The 22928-nt window shown below is 33.5% G+C and carries 19 protein-coding genes; 9 read left to right on the top strand and 10 right to left on the bottom strand.

Annotated features, from left to right (window positions below; all coding sequences use genetic code 11):
- Nucleotide 1: 1 nt before the first annotated feature.
- From ABD816_RS05095 to rsfS, 3 genes are all read right to left on the bottom strand, one after another.
- On the bottom strand, nucleotides 2–613 hold the full coding sequence (locus tag ABD816_RS05095) for an LUD domain-containing protein (RefSeq protein ID WP_344925315.1): 612 nt from the start codon (nucleotides 611–613) through the stop codon (nucleotides 2–4).
- 115 nt (nucleotides 614–728) lie between these two features.
- On the bottom strand, nucleotides 729–2678 hold the full coding sequence (gene ftsH, locus ABD816_RS05090; RefSeq protein WP_344925312.1) for an ATP-dependent zinc metalloprotease FtsH: 1950 nt from the start codon (nucleotides 2676–2678) through the stop codon (nucleotides 729–731).
- An 11-nt stretch (nucleotides 2679–2689) separates the two neighbouring features.
- Nucleotides 2690–3061, bottom strand: a complete 372-nt coding sequence (gene rsfS, locus ABD816_RS05085; RefSeq protein WP_344925311.1) for a ribosome silencing factor — start codon at nucleotides 3059–3061, stop codon at nucleotides 2690–2692.
- Nucleotides 3062–3148: 87 nt separating this feature from the next.
- On the opposite strand from rsfS, the gene ABD816_RS05080 reads away from it, so the two are divergent.
- Nucleotides 3149–3880: a biotin--[acetyl-CoA-carboxylase] ligase gene (locus tag ABD816_RS05080; protein ID WP_344925309.1), complete on the top strand. Its 732-nt coding sequence runs from the start codon at nucleotides 3149–3151 to the stop codon at nucleotides 3878–3880.
- A gap of 163 nt (nucleotides 3881–4043) precedes the next feature.
- Here the strand turns inward: ABD816_RS05080 and ABD816_RS05075 are convergent, their stop codons facing one another.
- Complete coding sequence (locus ABD816_RS05075; protein WP_344925308.1) at nucleotides 4044–4436, bottom strand: SRPBCC family protein; 393 nt, start codon at nucleotides 4434–4436, stop codon at nucleotides 4044–4046.
- A 13-nt stretch (nucleotides 4437–4449) separates the two neighbouring features.
- Complete coding sequence (gene pyrE / locus ABD816_RS05070) at nucleotides 4450–5091, bottom strand: orotate phosphoribosyltransferase (RefSeq protein WP_344925307.1); 642 nt, start codon at nucleotides 5089–5091, stop codon at nucleotides 4450–4452.
- Nucleotides 5092–5098: 7 nt separating this feature from the next.
- On the opposite strand from pyrE, the gene ABD816_RS05065 reads away from it, so the two are divergent.
- From ABD816_RS05065 to ABD816_RS05050, 4 genes are all read left to right on the top strand, one after another.
- Nucleotides 5099–5707 carry an NUDIX hydrolase gene (locus tag ABD816_RS05065; protein ID WP_344925305.1) on the top strand — a complete coding sequence of 203 codons (609 nt, stop codon included), beginning with the start codon at nucleotides 5099–5101 and terminating at the stop codon, nucleotides 5705–5707.
- An 87-nt stretch (nucleotides 5708–5794) separates the two neighbouring features.
- Nucleotides 5795–6829 carry a hypothetical protein gene (locus tag ABD816_RS05060; RefSeq protein WP_344925304.1) on the top strand — a complete coding sequence of 345 codons (1035 nt, stop codon included), beginning with the start codon at nucleotides 5795–5797 and terminating at the stop codon, nucleotides 6827–6829.
- Between the two features lie 5 nt (nucleotides 6830–6834).
- A complete protein-coding gene (locus ABD816_RS05055) occupies nucleotides 6835–7752 on the top strand; it encodes a hypothetical protein (protein ID WP_344925303.1) in 918 nt (305 codons plus the stop codon).
- On the top strand, nucleotides 7749–8429 hold the full coding sequence (locus tag ABD816_RS05050) for an ATP-binding cassette domain-containing protein (protein WP_344925302.1): 681 nt from the start codon (nucleotides 7749–7751) through the stop codon (nucleotides 8427–8429). The genes ABD816_RS05055 and ABD816_RS05050 overlap by 4 nt, the downstream gene beginning before the upstream one ends.
- A gap of 2 nt (nucleotides 8430–8431) precedes the next feature.
- Here the strand turns inward: ABD816_RS05050 and ABD816_RS05045 are convergent, their stop codons facing one another.
- Nucleotides 8432–10177 carry a M14 family metallopeptidase gene (locus tag ABD816_RS05045; RefSeq protein ID WP_344925301.1) on the bottom strand — a complete coding sequence of 582 codons (1746 nt, stop codon included), beginning with the start codon at nucleotides 10175–10177 and terminating at the stop codon, nucleotides 8432–8434.
- Between the two features lie 148 nt (nucleotides 10178–10325).
- Here ABD816_RS05045 and ABD816_RS05040 point away from each other — a divergent pair, with 148 nt between their 5' ends.
- The 4 genes from ABD816_RS05040 to ABD816_RS05025 all read left to right on the top strand — a co-directional run bounded on the left by ABD816_RS05040 (nucleotide 10326) and on the right by ABD816_RS05025 (nucleotide 18491).
- Nucleotides 10326–11954: a SulP family inorganic anion transporter gene (locus tag ABD816_RS05040; protein ID WP_344925300.1), complete on the top strand. Its 1629-nt coding sequence runs from the start codon at nucleotides 10326–10328 to the stop codon at nucleotides 11952–11954.
- Between the two features lie 562 nt (nucleotides 11955–12516).
- Entirely contained in the window at nucleotides 12517–15726 is a 3210-nt protein-coding gene (locus ABD816_RS05035; RefSeq protein ID WP_344925299.1) for a VPS10 domain-containing protein, read from the top strand.
- An 11-nt stretch (nucleotides 15727–15737) separates the two neighbouring features.
- On the top strand, nucleotides 15738–17687 hold the full coding sequence (locus ABD816_RS05030; protein WP_344925297.1) for a S9 family peptidase: 1950 nt from the start codon (nucleotides 15738–15740) through the stop codon (nucleotides 17685–17687).
- A 123-nt stretch (nucleotides 17688–17810) separates the two neighbouring features.
- Nucleotides 17811–18491: a DUF2490 domain-containing protein gene (locus tag ABD816_RS05025; protein WP_344925295.1), complete on the top strand. Its 681-nt coding sequence runs from the start codon at nucleotides 17811–17813 to the stop codon at nucleotides 18489–18491.
- 154 nt (nucleotides 18492–18645) lie between these two features.
- On the opposite strand, the gene ABD816_RS05020 is transcribed toward ABD816_RS05025, so the two are convergent.
- From ABD816_RS05020 to ABD816_RS05005, 4 genes are all read right to left on the bottom strand, one after another.
- The gene (locus tag ABD816_RS05020) at nucleotides 18646–19839 is read right to left on the bottom strand and encodes a DUF1501 domain-containing protein (protein WP_344925293.1); all 1194 of its coding nucleotides are present in this window, start codon (nucleotides 19837–19839) and stop codon (nucleotides 18646–18648) included.
- 12 nt (nucleotides 19840–19851) lie between these two features.
- Nucleotides 19852–21249: a DUF1800 domain-containing protein gene (locus tag ABD816_RS05015; protein ID WP_344925291.1), complete on the bottom strand. Its 1398-nt coding sequence runs from the start codon at nucleotides 21247–21249 to the stop codon at nucleotides 19852–19854.
- Nucleotides 21250–21386: 137 nt separating this feature from the next.
- Nucleotides 21387–21854, bottom strand: a complete 468-nt coding sequence (gene coaD / locus ABD816_RS05010; RefSeq protein WP_344925290.1) for a pantetheine-phosphate adenylyltransferase — start codon at nucleotides 21852–21854, stop codon at nucleotides 21387–21389.
- A gap of 80 nt (nucleotides 21855–21934) precedes the next feature.
- Nucleotides 21935–22912 carry a D-alanine--D-alanine ligase gene (locus ABD816_RS05005; protein ID WP_344925288.1) on the bottom strand — a complete coding sequence of 326 codons (978 nt, stop codon included), beginning with the start codon at nucleotides 22910–22912 and terminating at the stop codon, nucleotides 21935–21937.
- Nucleotides 22913–22928 lie beyond the last annotated feature (16 nt).

Here is a 22928-nt window from a genome sequence, read left to right as displayed (position 1 = left end):
ATTATAAGTCTTCCAGCAGGAGCAAATATAGATTTTTTGAGGTACTTCCATAACTTAAGAAGTCTTTTTCTTTCTGTGGCTCGAAGTTTTTAATGGTGGTAATGTTTGAAGGAATGGAGTTCTTGTTTTTCTCTTTGATACCCTTGAGTCCCTCCCCGATATTACTAACTATTTGACTAGTTCCCGCCAGGATAATAAAACTGTCCGGGAGTTCTGTTAGTTTTTTTTCACGAAGTTGATTAGAAGATATAAGAATAGACCCGCTGTCTGCAATTAAATATTCGCAGGTAGCAAGGAAAAAAGAGGCTGAATTGTTTTTAATGTAAGTAAGGTTGAATCCAGAGAATTTATGCTCTAGCCCTATGTCAAAGCAACAGACGTCTTTTTCATACCAATCATTTTCAAGAAGAATCTTATCAAAAGAATCAAGAATTTCTTCATCGGTATCACAGTATAAAAATTTACCACCGTTGCGTTTGAAATTAATCATAAAACTTTCATCAACCGGTAAGTTGATTTCTGGCATATATTTACTACGGTCATCCGAGTGACGCTCCTTACTCTTTTGGTCTGATTTAGATTTTGAGGAAAATAATCTTCTAAATAGACTCATTTTTTATTTTCAATTGGGGATTATGTATTCACATTACCTACAAAGGTAAAAAATCTTCACCTAATATAGTTGTTAGATGAAGATTTTTTTGGTATACTCTTAGGAAACTGATTCTCTATGATGGCTCTATTAACGTCTCTTCTTGTTTTCCAAAAGGTCGTTTTCCAAAAATCTTTTCCAGGTTATCTTTAAAAATAACCTCTTTTTCTAATAAGACTTCTGCAAGCTCGGTTAGTTTATCCTTATTTTTCTCTAACAAATCGATAGCTCTTATATATTGTTGCTCTATTATGTTAGAAATTTCTTTATCAATAAGTTCACTGGTCTGTTCGCTGTAAGGTTTTGTAAAACCATATTCATTTTGACCTGAAGAATCATAATAAGTTAAATTCCCTATCTTGTCATTTAGTCCGTAAACAGTAACCATAGCACGGGCTTGTTTTGTTACTTTTTCTAGATCACTTAGAGCTCCTGTAGATATTTCATTGAATATTACTTTTTCTGCTGCTCTACCTCCTAGGGTAGCACACATTTCATCCAGCATCTGATTAGGTCTTACGATTAACCTCTCTTCTGGAAGGTACCAAGCTGCACCCAGGGATTGCCCTCTGGGAACAATAGTAACCTTGATAAGAGGTGCTGCGTGTTCTAGCATCCAGCTTACTGTAGCGTGACCCGCTTCATGAAATGCGATGGCTCGTTTCTCATCTGGAGTGATAATTTTATTTTTTTTCTCCAGTCCACCTACAATTCTATCTACTGCATCCAGAAAATCTTGTTTTCCTACCGCTTTTTTATCTTTTCTTGCAGCAATAAGTGCCGCCTCATTACATACATTGGCAATATCTGCACCAGAAAATCCCGGAGTTTGTTTAGCCATAAACTCTGTGTCTAGTTCGTTTTCTACTTTTTTCAGAGGTTTTAAATGTACTTCAAAAATCTCTTTACGCTCACGAATATCTGGTAGATCTACATAAATTTGACGATCAAAACGTCCTGCACGAAGTAATGCTTTATCCAGTACATCTGCACGGTTCGTTGCAGCGATCACTATAACATTTGTGTTAGTTCCAAAACCATCCATTTCTGTAAGAAGCTGGTTTAGTGTGTTTTCTCTTTCGTCATTAGATCCTGAGAAATTACTTTTACCTCTGGCTCTACCTACCGCATCAATTTCATCAATAAATATGATAGCAGGTGATTTTTCTTTGGCCTGCTTAAACAGGTCACGTACACGTGAGGCTCCAACTCCCACAAACATTTCAACAAAATCAGAACCTGATAAAGAGAAGAAAGGTACCTTTGCTTCACCAGCAACTGCTTTTGCAAGTAAGGTCTTACCTGTTCCCGGAGGACCTACTAATAAAGCTCCTTTTGGTATTTTACCTCCTAAAGAAGTATATTTTTCAGGGTTTTTTAAGAAATCTACAATTTCCTGTACTTCTTCTTTAGCGCCTTCAAGTCCAGCAACATTCTCAAAAGAAACTTTTACCTCTGTATTCTGGTCAAACAACTTGGCTTTAGATTTTCCAATATTAAAAATCTGTCCACCTGCACCGCCACCAGCGCCGCCACTCATACGTCTCATTATAAATATCCAAACACCTATAATCAAAGCAAACGGTAGTAAGGTAATCAAAATATCTCCCCACATGTTGCTTTCTGTATCATAACCTACTTCCGTTGATAATCCATTTGCATCTTTAATTCTGGCGATTTCATTTTCAAAATTCTGCAAATCACCAAATTCAAACTCATAATCCGGGTCATTAGGACTTTTAGGTAAAATAGAATTGCTTTTGCTCTTTTTATGCTTTTCCTGTGCCTTTGCTTCAGAAGTAAGAAAAACCTGAGCTTTACGTCTGTTAATAATTAAGATACGTTGTACCTCACCATTACTTAAAAATTTATTGAAATCAGAGGGGTTAGTTTCTGGTGCATTACCTATACCACTTCCTCCTATAAAATTTAAAACTAAGAATCCAACAATGATAATACCATAAATCCAATAGGAGCTGAATTTCGGTTTTTTGTTTGGGTCTGTCTTTTTATCTTCTTTAGCCATCTATGCTTTTTTTAATAATTTGTTTCGATCGTTGTTGTTTTTGCATCTCCCCATAATTCTTCTATATCATAGAATTCTCTAATATGCTTTTGGAAAACATGGACAACTACATTTACGTAATCAATTAAGACCCATTCTGCATTTTCACTACCTTCTGTATGCCAGGGCTTATCTTTAAGTGCTTTACTAACTGTCTTTTGAATAGAACTAACAATTGCATTTACTTGTGTATTAGAAGTTCCGTTACAGATTACAAAATAACTACATACCGTATTTTCGATTTCTCTTAAATCAAGAATAGTTATATCATTACCCTTTACTTCTTCAATACCTTTTATAATTTGCGTTATTAATTGATCATTATCGATTTCTTTTTTTATCATGCATTTTTTTAATTTGCGTAAAGTTATTACTTTTTATGAGTATAATGTTCGTATTTACGGACATTTGTAAAAACTTTCATATCGTTTATGCATATAATCAAAGTTAATGCCATTGACTCCACAAATTCTTTTCTTAGAAATTGGAATCGTGAGAAATATTTAACCACTCCTGTTTGCGTGGTTGCTAAAGAGCAACTAACTGGTAAGGGACAAATGGGAACCACCTGGCAAAGCAATGCGAATGAAAACCTTACCTGTAGCGTGTTTATGCCAATTAATTCTATAGAAGTAATGGATCAATTTTACATTTCTATAGCGGTATCCTTAGCGGTTTATGATACATTGAATTCTCTGATATTACCTAAATTATCTATAAAATGGCCTAACGACATTCTGTCAGATAGATACAAGGTATGTGGAATTTTAATAGAAAATATATTAAATAGTGGCAGATTAAGGGGTGTCATTATTGGAATCGGAATTAATGTAAACCAATTAGAGTTTGATAATCTTCCTTTTGCGGGATCGATAAAACAACTTACGGGTAAAAATTTTGATATTGATGAGGTCTTGCAAGTGTTATTGTCAAAATTAAAAAATCGGTTTTCTGAGTTAAGTCAAGAAAATTTTGATGTATTAAAAGAGGAATATGAGTCTCTTTTGTTTAGAAAAGATAAACCCTCAACATTTGTAGATGTAAAGGGTGATTCTTTTGTAGGTATTATTAAAAAAGTAAGCAATTCTGGGAAACTTCAAATCTTATTAGAAGATGAAGTTATCGGAGACTTTGATCTTAAAGAGATTAAATTATTGTACTAATTTAATCAATAGAATTCCCTGAGGCCATGACTTGGTAGCACATAAAATCAAGGGAAAAAAGTCTTGTTTCCCGTTCTTTAAGCGAAGAGGTCATGTTCTTTTGACACCTATTACCTCATAATTTGAGGTAGTTCATTTAGTGAGTTTATGCTCCACGTACTAATTATAGTTTGCTAATGTTTTCGCTTAGGGTATTAATGAAATTCTGGATTGGATTTTTGATCATCATTCCTACCATCGCATTAAATTCTCCTTTAAATAATAATTGAGTAGTGCATTTTTTATCACCTATATCTACAATGTCAGCAGTTAGTGTAAAGGGAAGTTTTTCACTGGCAGCTCCAAGTACTACTTTGTTATAGGCTGTTTGGTCTTTTTGTTCTAACACAATTTCTGGCATCCCTTTTAATTGAAAAAGAAATCGAGCATCATTTATTTTTTCAAACTTTTGTTTGCTCTCCGGCATTAATTGTTCAAAGTTTTCCACTTTGGTTAAAAATTCAAATACTTCTTGTTGAGTTTTTTCTACAGTTACTGTAGTGCTTTCTAAATTCATCGAGATATTGGGTTTATTGATTCCAAGTTGCTGGATTTGTTCTCCAGTCTTTTAATGTAGTTTCTTCTTTTTGAGTTATATAATTGGTGTCCAAAGCTTGCTCTAAAAGGTTCTCATAATTACTTAAAGTATGTAGGGATAGCGATGCTTCCTTAAAGTTCTCTGTAGCAATATCAAAGCCATAATCAAAAATAGCCACCATACCTTTTATAGTAGCTTCTGCTTCTCTAAGCGCTTTTACTGCATTAAGGCTACTTTTACCAGTGCTGATAAGATCTTCTACGACTACTACATTTTTTCCTTTAGGAATAATGCCTTCTATTTGGTTTTTTCTTCCATGAGATTTGGCTTCTGGTCTTACGTATATGAAAGGTAAGTTTAATTGCTCTGCAACCAGCATTCCAATGCCTATAGCCCCAGTGGCTACACCTGCAATTACATCTGGCTTACCATAGGTTTCTTCAATAAATTTGGCTAGGTTTTCTCTTAGATAATTCCTAATGACTGGATATGAAAGCGTGATACGGTTATCACAGTATATTGGAGATTTCCATCCAGATGCCCAATTAAAAGGTTCTTGCGGTTGTAATTTAATTGCATTAATTTGCAAAAGTAACTCAGCAGTTTTTTTTGCTGTATTTTTATCAAAAATCATAGTGCAAATGTATAAAGTTTTTGTGAATAATACGCCAATTATTCTCTCTACAAAAAAGAGTATTGATGAATTTGAAACAATTCATATTAAAGAGGTGGAATTTTCCACAGTGATAAAAGATATATTAAAAAAAGAAGATCAGGGAAAGGAAGCAAAATATCATTTTTATCATAAGTCAGAAGAAAAACTTCTAGAGCACTTGTACTCTAAGTTACCTGTCGTGATCGCTGGAGGGGGTAAGGTATATAATGCTAATAAAGAGATTCTTTTTATTAAAAGAAATGGAAAATGGGATTTGCCTAAGGGTAAAGTTGAGAAAAAAGAAGATATAGAATCAACTGCTATACGTGAAGTGGAAGAGGAAACAGGGGTAAGCAATTTAGAAATCACTAAATTCTTGTACAAATCTTATCATGTTTTTAAAAGGAATGGGCAATTTAAACTTAAGGTAACCTACTGGTTCGAAATGAAAACTGATTATAGTGGAGCGTTGATTCCTCAAAAAGAAGAAGGGATTATGAAGGTAAAATGGAAAGATACTCAGAAATCAAAAAAGGCATTAAAAGACTCTTATGCTAATATCAGACAACTGTTTTCTCATAAATATTTATCTTAAAAATGTAACTTTTTTACTCCAATTTTGTCTTATTAATAGATGAATCTGAAGGAAAGCGTTCTTCTTCATTAATTTGATTATGATATTTTGAAATTAAATACAGTATTTATACTATACCTTACATTGATATATACTGTAAGTGGACAGTCATATAAAGAGTATCCTCCGGTAATTGAAGATATTAATAAAGACAGTGTCCTTGATACATTGTTTTCTTTTTACGAAAGCGGTAGCACTTTTGGTGGAACTGATTTAAAAATTAGGAATGGTAAAACCAAAGAGGTTTTTAAGTTTAGTACATATCGCTGCTATTGTGGCATACAAAATGTATTTTTAGTTCCTACTGCATTGAATGCTGTAGAAAACAAGTTTTTCTTAAGAAGAATACAAAAAGAATTATTTCCTAAAATGAAAGATACACCCGATCCTTCTTTACAATGGATTATCAGTGGTTATTTTTCAAATAAAAAAATTAAAGGAAACACTTATTTTGAAACGTTAATTTATCCAGATATACCTTGGGATACCGTTAAAGTGGAAATGCCTGATAATTATTCACTCCTCATTAAAGGAGATACCTTAAAAACATTGTATAATACTAATGAATCTGATACTGATACGTTTCAGATTGTTGAAAAAAGTAATGCATTTTTACTTTATTGCGGTTCTTGCGTTTCATATAATAATAGTTCTTTTGATGTTACTATTTCTAATGATTTATATAAAGTATATAGAACTTCTCATGGAATATATATCGCTAAAGGAGAACTTCAAAAATGGATTTTCATTAGTGATTGGGGTCTTACAGGGAGTCCGGAGAAGTTACGGTGGGATTCTATAGGAGAAATAATTCTGAGAGGTTCTTATCTGATTTTTCAACATCAAGTTCCTCCAGATACAGAGGATAATGTATTTGTAGTAAATTTAGAATCAGGTGTCTTAGGAAAATTAAAGTATCAATTTGATCGTGTTAATTATAATGTAAAAGCAGATTACTTATTAGATGACCGTCTTCAGTTTATCACTGGATATAAGGATGAAGATCCGATTATTATATTGTATGAGGATCTGTTTTTAGAATTAGAGAAACTATATAAAGAATTGATACATCAAAGGGATTAACTGCTATGAAGTTTTATTTTTTGCTACAATATAGACGCTTACATAGACATATTAAGGACTTTGGAGTGTCACCTATCATTGCTTATTTGATAATTTCAATTTTGTTTTATTGGGCGTCTACTTCTTTTTATAATAAGGTGATGCAGCCAAATTACTTTTATCCTGCAATCGCCGTTTTGGTACTGTTTTTTATGGGCTCTAGAAAACATTCGATGCTAATAAAACAGCATTTTTCTACTTCGGATTATAGAAAGATTATATGTGCTAACCATGTATTATTAGCAATCCCTTTTTTACTATTTATGTTGTATAAAAGCAATTATACAGAAAGTTTATCAGTATTGATTGCGGCTGTTGTACTTTCTTTTATAAAAAAAACCAATACATTTAATTTTGTACTACCAACTCCTTTTTACACGTGGCCGTTTGAGTTTGCCATTGGATTCCGTAAGACATTTTGGGTGTTCTTATTAGCATATGGATTGGCAATAATTGCTGTTTATGTGAATAATTTTAATTTAGGGATCTTTTCTGTTATACTAAGTTCTTTAATCTGTTCTGGTTTTTATGGTACATCAGATCCGTTATACTATATATGGATTCATAATATGAAGCCAAAAGAGTTTCTGATATATAAAATGAAAATTGCTGTGATTTATAGTTTTTTATTAGCCTTACCTATTATTTTGATCTTAGCTGTGGCATTTTGGAATCAATTATTTATAGCCATGGGATTTGAAATTTTAGGAATTATCTTTGTGTTGTTGTATGTATTATTAAAATATGCCTTTCACGGAGAAGGAGTAATACTATTACAAGGATTAGTTGGAGTATTGTGTTTACTTTTTCCTCCAGCCTTATTGATTGTGGTTCCTTACTTTTATACAAAGGCGATACGTAATTTAAATACGATATTAATATGATTAGTGTAAATCTAATTAGTAAATCATATGGCGCTAAGCAAGTTCTGAACGCTATTAATGTATCTTTTAAACCGGGAGAAATTAATGGAGTTGTGGGAGAAAATGGTGCTGGTAAAACGACTTTGTTTTCTTGTATTGCAGGATTAGAAGCATACAAAGGACAGATTGATTATAATCAGGTCTCTATAAAGAGCCGTGTGGGTTTTTTACCTACTAATCCACATTTTTTATCTAAAATTACCGGAAAAGAATATCTGCAATTAGTTTGTAATGCCAGAAAGGTTAAACTTACTGATTTTAAAGAGCAAAATATTTTTGATCTTCCATTACAACAATATGCAGAAACATATTCTACAGGTATGAAAAAGAAACTAGCACTTACCGGTATTCTTTTACAACGTAACGATATTTTTATTCTGGACGAACCTTTTAATGGTGTTGATATCCATAGTAACATTATGATTAATCAGATAGTAATGAGATTAAAGGCGTTAAATAAGATAGTCGTATTGTCCTCTCATATTTTTTCGACACTTCATGAAACTTGTGATTACCTTCATTACTTAAAACAAGGAAGTATCATCAAAAGTGTAGATAAAACAGCATTTGATACAATCGAAAAAGATATGAAATCATCTGGAATTGATGCCAGAATTGATGCACTAAATTTGAAGTGAAGTTATTTCATCAATCGATACACAGGGTATCTCATATGCGCGTTTTCATAATGATCAGATTGTTTGTGTAACCAATCTAATTGCGCATATTCATTTTTAGAAAAAGCCGGATCTTTTTTCTTTTCTTCAAATTCGTTTCTTACTTCTGAATTCTCTTGTAGTAATTCATATGCTTTATCCTCCCATACATAGGGAGAAAAGCCTTCTTTTTGTTGTAGAATAGTATCAAAAAAATTCCAATTAAAGAAAGAATCAGTTGCCTGAGGTTCTAGGGTTTCCATCAAGTACCTAAAGCCACTTTGATCCGTAGGGATTAAAAAATCTCCTTTCTTACATACTATTTGTCGGGTACTTTTCTTTATTTCTGTTTCCTGATGTATATAATGCCCTTCAAAAGGTTCTTTTTTACTTTTAAAATTGTGAATACGATATTCTTCAACAGTGAATGTGGTATCTTTTTGCAATACTTTATAAGTAATTTGATTCAATTGAAGCTTTTTGATGATACGCCACCATCCTTGCGGGATGATATAGGCCTTTGGTATGGTAATTTTTGTGCTTGAGGTAAAATAATTCTGATAAGACACTTCTCTTGTGTATGGCTTGTTTGAATCATATTTTAATCGTTTTCCTCCCGTTATTTGACTGTTTATATACTCGCCTTCATATCCTTTAAAATTAAATGTAGTAATATTGGTAGTATCAACTTTCCAATGGATTTCATATGTCTTTTGTTTGGGAAGTTCTGAAAAAGATTTTTCTCTGAGAGACCGTATTTTTTTTCCATCTTTTTCTGTAATTTCAATCATTGATTTTAAGAGTTCATATGTTCCTTCTACTCTTTGTTTATAGGGTTTGAGCATATGTGTTTCTATCATCATTCCTAAGGTATTCCATAGGGTAGTGTATCCTGTGGAGTATCGGGGAGAATCCATAAATTGTTCCCAGCCTTTATCAGGTGTAGTACCCCAGACATTAACGTACGGTGTGATATCCCAGTTTTTTTTAGATAACAGGTTTTCTAATTGTGGCTGCAATTCTGTATGTAAATAGGTACCTAGTGCACCACCTAATTTATTGTGTTGAGTGAAAAGGTGGGTCAATGTATACTGGTAATCTGCCCCATTACTTACATGTGTATCAATAAAAACATCCGGTTGAATGGTATGAAAAGCTTTTGTGAAAGCTTCAGCATTTTTAGTATCGTTTTTGATAAAATCACGGTTGAGGTCATAGTTACGGGCGTTACCACGGAATCCATAGGATAAAGGACCATTCTGATTGGTTCGTGTTCCTGAGTTACGATTCAAAGCACCTCCTATATTATATACCGGAATTGTGACAAGGACTGTATTTTCTGATGCATTAATTACTCCGGTAGCAAGATCTCTGAATAGGAGCATTGTGGCATCGATACCATCGCTTTCGCCAGGATGAATTCCATTATTGATCAGTACAATTCTTTTGTCTTTTCTAATAGTTTTAAAATCAAATTCTCTATCAGGATTTAGCGTTACAATATGTAATGGATACCCACTATCTGTGGTTCCTACTTCCTGGATATTAATTTCTGGAAATGCTATGGCAAGTTGTTGGTAATAGAGAATGACTTCTTTATATACAGGAGTTTCTTTACCATTACTTTTTTCAAAAACTGTAGTGAAATCAAAATTTGAACTATCGGTTTTTTGAGCAAGAACAACGATGTTTATTAATAAAGTGCTGATAATTAAAGGGATGGTGCGCATGTGAAAGCTTTTAGCGTATAAATATACTAATATCAATGATGTAAACATCCTATAACGTTGTAGTTTGTAATTCAGCTCTGATTCTGGTCCTATTTACTTGTCAGGCTTTAAAATAACTGTATTTTTGCAGCCTGAAAATAGATTGATTATGACTGAGTTTGTAAGAAAAATTATTCCGAATGCTAAGGATGATGTATTAGCTGGTATTACAGTATCATTAGCTATGATACCAGAAGTAGTGGCTTTTGCATTTGTTGCTCAGATAGATCCTTTGATGGCATTATCCGGAGCTTTTATCATAGGGCTGATTGCGGCAATTTTTGGAGGTAGACCTGGTTTGATATCAGGAGCCGCTGGAGCTGTAGCAGTAATTTTTGTACATATGATTTCAGAGGGACATGCAAAAGGATTAGCATTTGATACGCCCATAGATAATATGGGTTTTTATTACTTATTTGCAACTGTAATCTTGATGGGGATTATTCAGATAGGAGCAGGGGTTTTAAAATTAGGAAGGTTCGTAAGATTAATTCCGCATTCTGTGATGATGGGTTTTGTAAATGGATTGGCGATTGTAATTTTTATAGCACAAATAAAGATGTTCTCTCATAAGAAGTTAGAAATAACTGATGGAGTTAAAAAATACCTGACAATACCTATGGAGGGGTCTGAATTGTATTTGATGATAGGATTGGTTTTGTTAACCATGGCAATTGTTTGGTTATTGCCTAAATTAACAACAAAAATTCCTGCTGCTCTTACAGCAATATTGGTAACTACAGCGGTTGTGGTTATAGGAAAATTACCGGCAAGTACTGTAGGTTCTTATATTAGAGAAGGTGGAGGAAAAGGACTTTCTGGAGAGTTCCCTACGCCAAATCTGGAATTGTGGGAATATCTGCCTTTTACAACTGATACGCTTACTTTTATTTTGCCATATGCTTTTTTAGCAGCTTCTGTAGGGTTAATAGAGTCTTTAATGACGATGAATTTAGTTGATGAACTTACAGAATCCAGAGGAAATGGTAATAGAGAGTGTGTTGCGCAAGGGTTTGGAAATGTATTAAGTGGTTTGTGTGGAGGTACTGGTGGCTGCGGTATGATAGGTCAAACAGTTATTAATATCAATGCAGGAGGTAGGGGTCGACTTTCTGGAGTGATGATGGCATTGACGTTACTGACATTTATTTTATTTGCAGATACTTATATAGAGCAAGTTCCTATTGCTGCATTAGTGGGAGTTATGTTTATGATGGTCATAGAAACCTTTGCTTGGTCGAGTTTCAGAATTCTTAGAAAAATTCCAAAAGCAGATGCAGCCGTATTAATTATTGTTTCTGCGGTTACCGTTATTTATGATTTAGCAATTGCAGTATTCGTAGGTGTAATTATTTCAGCCTTAGTTTTTGCATGGGAAAATGCAAAAAAGATACGTGCGAGAAAACATATTAAAGAAGATGGAACTAAAGTATACGAGATCTGGGGTCCCTTGTTTTTTGGGAGTATACAGGCATTTAATAATAAATTTGATGTAACTAATGATCCAGAAAGTGTAGAGATTGATTTTATGGAGTCTCGTGTAAGTGATCACTCTGCACTAGAAGCGATCTTCAATTTAGTGGGTAAATATGAAGAAGCAGGGAAAAGGATCAGGATTAAGCATCTTAGTGAAGAATGTCAGGGGCTAATGATTAAAGCTTCACCCAGATTAGCAAATGTAATTGAACATGCAGTAGATGATCCACGATATCATGTAATGGCTAAAGTGATGAAATAACCATTGTTTACAGCTTTATACATGTTTACACTAAAGTACCGTTGTACTTTTAAAATCAAGCTTTCTGATTTACTTCCGGAGGAAAAACATGCCGTTTATTTTTTTCCAATTAAAATGACCATCTTGTATTAGATAAGTAGCTCGATTCTTTTCTATTATTAAATATGCAATTGAATAGCTGTCTTAAAAGTGTAGTATGATAATCCTTTAATTTATTAATGCGAGTTCTTCAGCGTATTATCATATTTCTTCCTCCTTTTACCTTAACACCCCTTTAAGAGTTTCGTACTTGCATTTTCTTAACTTTAGGCTCACAATCAGGTAATCAATCAAAAAATGTTAAAAAATGATTTTCTTTTTAACACAGCTATTTCTTAGAATCTTTGACTTTTTTCAAAAGAAATTATCTTTCATACATACGGGGAATATGGGTGTTTGTATTGCGCGTGAACAATCTTATGTTCTGATTGATAGATTGTATACTTCATTTGGTGATGATCATCTTTTTCAGTCATCGACATTAATTCACAAATACAATTATATTTAATCGACTTATCACAAAATGAAAAGATTACTATTTCTAATAACTTTAATGTTATCGTCAATTATTTTGGCTCAGGAGTTTTCCATGGATCTTGTAAAAAATATGAATCCACGTAATATTGGTCCTGGTGGAATGAGTGGGCGAGTAACATCTATAGATGTCGTTACTGCAGATCCTGATATTATCTATGCAGGAACTGCGTCTGGCGGATTGTGGAAATCTACTTCTGGAGGTATTACCTGGAACCCTGTTTTTGACAAAGAAGTTACTGCATCGATAGGTGCTGTAGCCATTCAGCAATCTAACCCTTCTGTTATCTGGGTAGGAACAGGAGAGGGAAATCCTAGAAATAGTTTGAATGGAGGCTATGGAATTTATAAATCCTTAGATGGAGGTAAAAATTGGAAATTAATGGGGTTAGAAAAAACCCGGCATATACATAGAGTCATTATAGATCCTACAGATGCTAACACGGTATATGTAGCAGCAATCGGTTCGCCATGGGGAGAGCATCCAGAAAGAGGGGTTTTTAAGACTACAGATGGTGGAGAAACCTGGAGCAAAATACTCTTCGCTAATACTAAAACTGGTGCCGCTGATCTGGTAATGGATCCTACTAATCCTAATAAATTGATTGCTGCTTTGTGGGAACATAAACGTGACCCCTGGTTTTTTAAATCCGGCGGTAAGGGTTCTGGATTATTTATTACTCATGATGGAGGAAAAACCTGGAAAGAAAGAACAGATAAAGATGGATTACCTGAAGGAGAGCTGGGGCGCATGGGAATTGCAATCTCTCGACATAAACCCAACATCATATATGCATTAATTGAAGCTAAGAAAAATGCATTGTATAAATCTGAGGATGGTGGGTTTAACTGGAAAAAAATAAATGATAAAAAAGATATTGGTAATCGCCCATTCTATTATTCTGAAATATATGTTGATCCTCAAAATGAAAACAGAGTGTATTCGGTTTTCACTTATGTGAACGTTTCGGAAGACGGCGGTAAGAATTTTAAACAATTAATGCCTGCTTATGGAGTGGATAATGGCGTGCATCCTGATCATCACGCCTGGTGGATACATCCACAAGATGGAGATTTTATGATTGATGGTAATGATGGAGGACTAAATATCACACGCGACGGAGGAAAAACGTGGAGATTTATTGGTAATCTGCCTGTTGCACAATTCTATCATATAAATGTCGATAATGAATATCCTTATCATGTTTATGGTGGTATGCAAGATAATGGTAGCTGGCGTGGTCCGGCATATGTGTGGAAAGCTCAGGGAATTAGAAATTCTTATTGGCAAGAAATTTCTTTTGGTGATGGATTTGATGTAGTGCCAGATAAAGATGATGCCAGATATGGGTGGTCTATGAGTCAGCAAGGATTTGTAAGTCGTTATGATTGGATGACAGGTAATAATTATACCGTTAAACCAACACATCCAGATCCAACAGTAAAACTTCGCTTTAACTGGAATGCTGCGATCAATATAGATCCTTTTGATAATAAAACCCTGTATTTTGGAAGTCAATTTGTGCATAAAAGTAAGGACAAGGGGCTAACCTGGGAAATCATCTCTTCTGATTTATCTACAAATAACCCTGAAAAATTGAAGCAAGCAGAAAGCGGGGGATTAACTATGGATGCAACTGGAGCAGAAAATCATTGTACTGTTTTAGTGATAGAACCTTCCCCATTAGAACAAAATATGCTATGGGCAGGAACTGATGATGGCCGTGTGCATATGACTCAAAATGGAGGAACGAGCTGGACTGATGTTTCTAAAAATATAAAAGGTTTACCTACAGGTAGTTGGATTGTGCAGATCAAAGCTTCTAATAAGAAAAAAGGAGAAGCATTATTAGTAGCTAATGATTATAGAAGGTTTAATTATACCCCATATGCCTATAGAACCATTGATTATGGTAAAACGTGGCAACGTATTGTAGATGCTAATGATGTAAAGAGCTATGCGCTTAGTATTGTAGAAGACCCAATAGAAAAAAACTTATTGTTTTTAGGAACAGACGATGGACTATATATTTCTCTGGATGCTGGAAATAAGTGGATAAAATGGACCTCAGGTTTTCCTACAGTTTCTGTAAAAGATCTGGTGATTCAACCGAGAGAGCATGACTTAGTGATCGGCACTTTTGGCAGAGCTGCTTGGGTATTAGATGATATTAAGCCATTGCGGGCATTAGCAAAAAACAAAAGTATTTTGAATCAAAAAATACATGTTTTTAGCCCTCCCGTAGCTTATCAGGCAGCCTATCAACAACCTACTGGCAGTCGTTTTGGTGGTGATGCTTTGTATAATGGAGAAAACCGTGAGTTTGGAGCACATATTTCTTATTTTGTGACTATAGAGGAAAAGAAAAAAGAGGAACCTAAAAAAAATGAAGACGAAGATGAGGAAGATGAAGAACGTGAAGAAGGTGAAAACAAAATAAAATGGGATTCTATTCATTTAAAAATTTATGATAACACTCGATTGATCAGAACATTGAAACAAAAAGCACCAGATTCTACAGGAATTCATAAAATGCAATGGCTTATGGATGAAAAAGGAGCAGATCGTCCATCCAGAACAATCCAAAAATCTAAAGAAGAGCCAGGAGGAGTGCCAGTTAAACCAGGATTTTATAAAGTGGTTGTGGAGTATGGAGATCAAAGATCTGAAACTAACATCGAAATACAATCGGATCCCAGATTACAAATTTCTCAGCAAAATATTGATGAAATCTATACTGCTTCTAAAAACCTGGAATTGATGATGCAGACTGTCGCAGATGCTGTAAAACAATTGGCAGAAAGTAAAGAAGTTGCTCTAAAATATAAGAAAGAACTAAAAATACTGGATAAAGAGAAGTTTAAGAACGAAATAAAATCTTCTAAGGAAATTGTTAAAAAAATTGATTCTACTGCAGCTATGTTTATAGGAAAAGAAGATAAAAGACAAGGGATTACGCGCAATCCAGAGGTGACTATCATGCAACGATTGAGTACTGCAGAAAGATATGTTAGTAGTCGCCAAACAGGGTTGACCGCTACTGAAAAAACTTTGATAAAGCAAGTGGAAGATGCTTTAACAGATGCATTGGAGAAAACTAATAGTTTCTTTAGTGATGACTGGAAACTTTATCAATCTACGATAGAAAAATTAGAATCATCCCCTTTCAAAGAAATAAAGAAGTTCACAATCAAATAAAACAGTCGCACATGAAAAAACTAATTATTTTAGGACTTGGAGTATTTATATTCTATGCCTGCAAAAAGGAAAAGAAAGAAGAAATCCCTCAATCAGTTGCAATAGCAGAATATTCTATTGAACAATTTATGGATAATGAAAACGCATTTGCCAATGGTTTTTCTAATGATAAATCCAAAGTGTTGATGACCAGTAATCGTTCTGGTATCTATAATGTATATACAACATCGGCTAAGGGTGGAGAACTTATCCCGGTGACTAAATCGGATAGTTCTTCCGTTTTTGGGATTTCATATTTTCCAGAAGATGATAGAATTCTATTTAGAATGGATGGTAATGGTGACGAAATATTTAAAATCTTTCTCAAAGATAGTTCTGGGATTAAATGTCTGACTCCAGAGAAAGATGTGAGAGCCTTGTTCAGAGGGTGGTCAAAAGACGGTAAAAGCTTTTTTTATGGTAGTAATGAAAGAGATCCGAAATATATGGATCATTATGAATTAAATATAGCTGATTTTACATCTAAAATGATCTATCAGAATACTGAAGGAATGAATTTTGGTGGAATGTCTGATGACAGAAAATATATTGCACTAATCAAATCAGTAACGACTAATGATGATGATCTATATCTTTTGAACACAGAAACAAAAGAAAAAATCAAAATAAATGATACCATAAGCGGTAATTCTCCAGAAGATTTTTCTCCGGATAATGCAGCATTTTATTATACTACAGATCATAATGCTGAGTTTAGTTATTTAATGAAATACAATCTTGCTGATGGGACCAAAGAAAAGGTGATAGCAAAAGATTGGGATATTACTTCATTTTACTTTACCAGAAACGGAAAATATCAGGTAATGTTTACTAATGAAGATGCTAAAACGGTAATGGATGTAAAAGAGGTAGCTACTGGAAAAAATATTGTTTTTCCTGAGATAAAGGATCAAACAATCAATCGTGCCAGGTTCTCAAGAGATGAATCTATGGCTCTTCTCAATATTGCAGGATCAAGTACACCTACAAATGTATATTCGTATGATCTTAGTTCAAAAGAGCACCATCAACTAACCGATGTACTTAATAAAGATATCAATGCAGATCATTTGGTAGCATCTGAGGTGGTACGTTTTAAATCATTTGATGGATTAGAGGTGCCAGCTATATATTACAAACCAAAACAGGCTACTGCTGACCATAAAGTTCCTGCGTTGGTTTGGGTACACGGTGGTCCCGGAGGGCAATCAAGACAAGGATTTAGCTCCCAAATTCAATATTATGTAAATCATGGATATGCTATCCTGGCCGTCAACAATAGAGGTAGTAGTGGTTATGGAAAAACATTTTATAAAATGGATGATCAAAACCATGGAGACAAGGACTTAAAAGATTGTATTGCTGGAAAAGATTGGTTGGCACAACAAGATATAATTGACGCTGATAAAATCGGAATCATTGGAGGTTCTTATGGTGGCTATATGACTATGGCAGCACTTACTTATGCACCAGAAGATTTTAAAGTAGGTGTAAATATATATGGAGTAACTAACTGGTTAAGAACATTAAAAAGCATACCACCATGGTGGGAATCATTTAAAGAAGCTTTGTATATAGAAATGGGAAACCCCAATACGATTGATTCAGTTAGACTTCGTAAGATTTCTCCATTATTTCATACAGAAAAAGTGACAAAACCATTAATTGTATTACAAGGAGCTCAAGATCCACGTGTATTAAAAGTGGAATCAGATGAAATTGTAGCAGGAGTTAAGAAAAATGGTGTACCTGTAGAGTATGTCTTATTTGAAGATGAAGGTCATGGTTTTGTAAAAAAGGAAAATCAACTTGAAGCATACAGTAGAATTCTAAAATTCTTAGATACTTATCTAAAAGGATCTGGATCAGAAATCATCAAGGACCAAAAAGCCGAAACTAAACCAGAAGAAACAACACCATAAAACAAAAATCAATTCACCCTTATGCATATATGCTGAAACTTAGTTCTTATCACAAAATTCTAACAGAATTTTACTAAGACTAACGATTTTTGGTCTAATTGCATACAGGGTGGTTATTATACTATGAAAAGAATTATTCTAGTTATTGCGATTCTAATATCGGTTACACATACCAATGCTCAAGAAACAGGTGAAAATGATCCAGGTGCTTGGTATATGTATTTTGGTACGAATCAAATCTCAGATAAATTAAGTATTCATTCTGAAGCGCAATTTAGGTTTTATGAAATGGTCAATACTTTTAATCAGCTATTATTACGAACAGGTTTAAATTATCATCTTAATGAAAATGCGATTGCTACCATGGGATATGGATATATTAATACCGATGGAACTTTTGAAGATATTTCTGGAGAAGAAAACACTAATGAACATAGATTATTTGAGCAATTCATTCTTAAGAATATTTTAGGTAAAATAAAATTTGAACATCGATATCGACTGGAACAACGTTATATCAGTACACAGCTGGATGATTTTGTAGAACATAGAGCACGTTATAGATTGCAACTAACATATCCATTAAATAATAAATGGTTTCTAAATGTATATGATGAAGTTTTTATCAATCTACAAGAACCTATTTTTGGTCAGAACAGATTATATGGAGCAGTTGGTTATCTGGCAAAATCAAATTTAAGTATTCAACTAGGGTATCTGAAAAATCATTTTACTGGACAAAATTTTGATAGATTACAGTTGGGCATTATTTTTAATACAGATTTCAGAAAAGACAAATTTTAATTATAATAGTGTCAAAAAAGGACCACTCAGTTCATCCTGTTGTATCGGGTTCAGAAGGATTTAAGGATATTGTACGTCAATATGATGACGCATTATTCTTAAATGAATATTGAGATAAACCAGAGAGAAAACATTTCATCAATTTTTGAATTATTCATATAAATTGTAACTTCTCAAAGCTCTTATTCAGTACTGTTTTGTCATTTACTTTTAACCAATTAGAAAGAATAGTTGCATAGACACTTCTAAAATCAATACTATATTTTAGATCACCATTTTGATCTAAGTCAGACAAATTAGGTAATTCATTATAAACTCCTGCTTTTTTTAAAGAGCCTCCTATAGCAATTATATTATTAGCAGATCCATGATCTGTACCACGACTTCCATTTTGTTTTACTCTACGTCCAAATTCTGTAAATGTGAGAATTAATGTATCTTTAAAACGATCGTTTTTTTTGAGATCTTTTACTAAAGCACCAACACCCTCAGCATAAATACCCAGTAATCGATCCTGACTATTAAGTTGGTTTACATGGCTGTCAAAACCACCCAGAGAACTATAATAAATTCTTGTTTTAAGGCCAGAAATAATAAAATCGGCAATAGTTTTTAGATTTTTAGCAAATGCTGATTTCGGATATACCGTATTTGTTTCGTAAATTTTAGAAGTTTCTTGAATATAGGATGCGGAAGAATAAGTTTCTAGCATCGTTTTATAGAGATACCCTTGATTATTTTCGTCAAGCATTTCTTCATTAGTTTGATTAACTATAGAATTAAAAAAAGGTTCACGAGTAGTACGATATAATTGGTTAGGGTCAGAAACAGCAATTCCGTTTTTAATATTTCCTTTTAGTGATAGTGATAAGGAGCTGTCTACCTCTATAGCTTCATATGGATTTTGACAATTGGCATCCAGATATCGGCCTATCCATCCTGTGGCAAGATACTCGTTAGTGTTACTTGCTGTCTGCCAAATGTCAGCGCTTCTGAAATGGGATCTATTGGGATTAGGGTATCCTACATTATTAATAATACTGACTTCGCCTTGATCATATAATTCTTTTATGGCCTTTAGGTTATTATTAAAAGCCAGATCATTTGTGATTTTTAAGGTTTGATCCGTTTTCTTTGCAATCGTTGGGCGCAGACTGTGATAAATATCATTGCTGATTGGTATGATCGTATTAAGTCCGTCATTACCTCCTGATAATTGGATGATGATTACATTTCTATATCCGGATAGTTGATCAGGAGTGAGTAATTCCATACCTTTTAAAAAAGAAGGGACTAAGGTTACTCCAGATGCAAATATTGATTGTTTTAAAAAATTTCTTCTGTCCATCTTCTACATGTTTTAACAAAGTTGATATTCTGGTAGGCTTAGTAGTTCTATTGTTAGATCTTTGGTGTTAGTCTCACCTAATTGAGCAATGACAGTTGTCGCTCCATTAGATAACTGAGGTTGTATTAAAAACTCAATTAATGCGTTTTTGTCTTTCTGTTCCAGTAGAGTTATAAATTGTTGCCAATCAGGAGTAGCTTTTACTTTTTTCTCTATTTGGGATTTCATTTTTTTATTGAATTCCATTTTCATTAATGTATCTTCTGGCATATCTCCTTTGTCAGTCCATTCGATCACTCCTTTATTAAGAGTTACAGATGCTAGTTTAAGGCGTAACATTAATGTAGAGTTATCAATCCAGTATGTACCTCCTGGCCACCCCGCAACATTAGGAGGGTAAAATAATGTTTGATTAAGCTTACGTTGTAAGTATAATAAAACTTTAGGGTTTTCATAGGTCACATAAAACTGTCTGCTAATACCCGTTATTAATTCAATCGGAGATTTTATTTTTACTCCTATATTAGACGCTTTGTAAAACCAATCACTAGAAAATAATGTTTTGAATAGTTGTTCTAAGCTATAATTGGAGGTATAGAAAATGTCCGTTAGTTTTTCAATATGCTTTGTGTCTGGAGTGTCATTTACAAAATGAGTATACACTTTTTCTGTAATGTATCTGGCAGTTTGCTTTTCTTCTAATAAAATTTTAATAATATCCTCACCTCTAAAATTCCCGGTTTTTCCTAAAACAGTTTTGCTTCCATCATCGTGCTGATTTTTTTTAAATACAAAGGCTCCTGTTTTGTCAAAATTCCATCCTGTAAATGCTCGCGCAGCCTCTTTGATGTCTTTTTCTGTATATCCATTATCTCTTCCCAGAGTGAAAAGTTCCATAACCTCTCGTGCAAAATTTTCATTGGGACTGTTTTTTCTGTTTTGCCTATTGTTTAAAAAAATAAGCATGGCAGGAGATTTAGAGACTTCCATAAGCATGTCTCCAAAATTTCCCAAGGCATGTTCACGAACTACATTATTAAGGTGCAGGCAGGCTCTTGGATTTTTTAGACGAACGGCAAAATGATTATGAAAAAACAGTACAATCTTTTCTCGAAGTACCTGTTTAGTGTTAATTAGTTGTTCAATCCATAAGATATTGAGATCATATAATTTTTGATTCCGTACTTTTCTAAATTGTTTTTTTTCTTCTTGTGTTAGTTCTTTTTGATTTTTTTCAAGCATGGATAAATCCATTGACAAAGGGGTACTTTGTTTGCTTTCATAAAATAATTGATCAATGATTTTTTCTTTAGAGAAGGTTCTGATAGACGCTAATTCTTTTGAAGTTATGCCAAAACCAGCTCTCCAATAAAGGTGTTGTATTTGCTTATCGCTTAGGCTTTTCGTCATCTTTCTAGTCTTTATTATTAGACTAAAATAAGCAGAAAAGGTTTAATTTTTACCTATAAGGATATATGATATAAGTTAAAATTAATTAAAAAGTAAGAAATTATTGAATATTCAGTTAATATCGATTCTGAGAATATCTATTTTAAGAATGGTTTTACCTTAACAGTATCGGGAACAAGTCCTGTGTAATTACCGCCATTTCGGATCACATCGCGAACGATAGAAGAGGAAATGTAACTTTTTCCTGATGAGGTTAATAAAAATACAGTCTCTATCTCGGATAATTTTCTATTGGTATGTGCGATGGCTTTCTCAAACTCAAAATCTCCTGGATTTCTTAATCCTCTTAAAATGAACTGTGCATTTTGCTGTTGACAAAAATCCACTGTTAGACCTTTATAAGTCATTACTTTTATTCTTTCCTCATTTTTAAAAGCTTCTTTGATAAAATGAGTTCGCTCTTCCAGAGAAAACATGTATTTTTTTTCTGCATTTACACCAATAGCTAAGATAACCTCATCAAAAAGAGTGAGTCCTCTTTCGATAATATCGTAGTGTCCTAAGGTAATAGGATCAAATGAACCCGGAAAGACAGCTCTTCTCATAAGTATATGAATTTAGTAAGATACAAATATAGAATTCATAATCTATAATCAAGAATTCTGTATAATGAATTTCAATACACTTATTTGGTAATACATTCCTCAATTGTATTAGTCAGTAATTCCTGCAAGCTGATTCCAGCTGCAATTGCTTGTTGCGGTAAAATACTGGCTTCACTAAATCCGGGATTGGTATTCATTTCTACAAAATGAGGTTCACCATTATGAAAAATATATTCACTTCTTGAAAATCCTTTCATCTTTAAAAGTTGATACACTTTTAGTGCCAGCTTTTTTACTTTTTCGGTATCTTCTTTTGATAATCTTGCGGGAGTAATTTCCTGAGATTTCCCTAAATATTTAGCTTCATAATCAAAAAATTCATTTTCAGAAACAATTTCAGTAATTGGCAGGACAATATCTTCTCCTTTATAAGTGATCACACCCACAGATACTTCTGTTCCACTAAGAAAAGATTCGATAATAATTTCGTCATCTTCCTTAAAGGCTATGTCTATAGCAGGTTGTAATTCTTCTATCTTCTTTACTTTAGATACACCATAGCTGCTCCCAGCTTTGTTTGCTTTTACAAAACAAGGTAACCCAACTATTTCTAATATAGCTTCCGGATCGACATGATCTCCTTCATTTAGAAAATAGTTAGTAGCAGTTAGAATTCCATAAGGTCTTAATGTGCTGATACAATCTCGTTTATTAAACGTTAGAGCAGCAGGATAGAAGTCACAAGCGGTTTGCGGAATACCGATTAACTCAAAATATGCTTGAAGCAGTCCATCTTCACCAGGCGTGCCGTGTACAATATTAAAAGCAGCATCAAAAATGATTTTAGATTCATTAATGGTTAAAGAGAAATCGTTTTTATCAATAGGATGATGGTTACCTTCTTCATCAACATAAAACCATGCTTCTTTGGTAATATGTACTCTAAAAGGTAGGTATTTGTCTTTATCCAGATGTTTGTAAACGACATTACCACTTTTAATAGAAATATCAAATTCACTGGAGTATCCCCCCATAAGGATGGCAATATTTTTTTTCATTACTGTGGTTTACAAA

Origin of the sequence: Aquimarina addita (genome assembly GCF_039539305.1) — a bacterium.
In the GTDB taxonomy this organism is placed as follows: domain Bacteria; phylum Bacteroidota; class Bacteroidia; order Flavobacteriales; family Flavobacteriaceae; genus Aquimarina; species Aquimarina addita.
The sequence above is the reverse complement of the archived record's forward strand: the minus strand, read 5'-3'. Positions and strand labels throughout refer to the sequence as shown.

Bases quoted from the DNA above. Each gene is read 5' to 3' on its own strand.
- ABD816_RS05080 (WP_344925309.1), top strand. From the start codon at position 3,149: ATGCATATAATCAAAGTTAATGCCATTGACTCCACAAATTCTTTTCTT.
- ABD816_RS05015 (WP_344925291.1), bottom strand. From the start codon at position 21,249: ATGACGAAAAGCCTAAGCGATAAGCAAATACAACACCTTTATTGGAGA.
- ABD816_RS05055 (WP_344925303.1), top strand. From the start codon at position 6,835: ATGAAGTTTTATTTTTTGCTACAATATAGACGCTTACATAGACATATT.
- pyrE (WP_344925307.1), bottom strand. From the start codon at position 5,091: ATGATTTTTGATAAAAATACAGCAAAAAAAACTGCTGAGTTACTTTTG.
- ABD816_RS05025 (WP_344925295.1), top strand. From the start codon at position 17,811: ATGAAAAGAATTATTCTAGTTATTGCGATTCTAATATCGGTTACACAT.
- coaD (WP_344925290.1), bottom strand. From the start codon at position 21,854: ATGAGAAGAGCTGTCTTTCCGGGTTCATTTGATCCTATTACCTTAGGA.
- ABD816_RS05030 (WP_344925297.1), top strand. From the start codon at position 15,738: ATGAAAAAACTAATTATTTTAGGACTTGGAGTATTTATATTCTATGCC.
- ABD816_RS05050 (WP_344925302.1), top strand. From the start codon at position 7,749: ATGATTAGTGTAAATCTAATTAGTAAATCATATGGCGCTAAGCAAGTT.
- ABD816_RS05005 (WP_344925288.1), bottom strand. From the start codon at position 22,912: ATGAAAAAAAATATTGCCATCCTTATGGGGGGATACTCCAGTGAATTT.
- ABD816_RS05035 (WP_344925299.1), top strand. From the start codon at position 12,517: ATGAAAAGATTACTATTTCTAATAACTTTAATGTTATCGTCAATTATT.
- ABD816_RS05075 (WP_344925308.1), bottom strand. From the start codon at position 4,436: ATGAATTTAGAAAGCACTACAGTAACTGTAGAAAAAACTCAACAAGAA.
- ftsH (WP_344925312.1), bottom strand. From the start codon at position 2,678: ATGGCTAAAGAAGATAAAAAGACAGACCCAAACAAAAAACCGAAATTC.
- ABD816_RS05045 (WP_344925301.1), bottom strand. From the start codon at position 10,177: ATGCGCACCATCCCTTTAATTATCAGCACTTTATTAATAAACATCGTT.
- ABD816_RS05040 (WP_344925300.1), top strand. From the start codon at position 10,326: ATGACTGAGTTTGTAAGAAAAATTATTCCGAATGCTAAGGATGATGTA.
- ABD816_RS05020 (WP_344925293.1), bottom strand. From the start codon at position 19,839: ATGGACAGAAGAAATTTTTTAAAACAATCAATATTTGCATCTGGAGTA.
- ABD816_RS05065 (WP_344925305.1), top strand. From the start codon at position 5,099: ATGTATAAAGTTTTTGTGAATAATACGCCAATTATTCTCTCTACAAAA.
- rsfS (WP_344925311.1), bottom strand. From the start codon at position 3,061: ATGATAAAAAAAGAAATCGATAATGATCAATTAATAACGCAAATTATA.
- ABD816_RS05095 (WP_344925315.1), bottom strand. From the start codon at position 613: ATGAGTCTATTTAGAAGATTATTTTCCTCAAAATCTAAATCAGACCAA.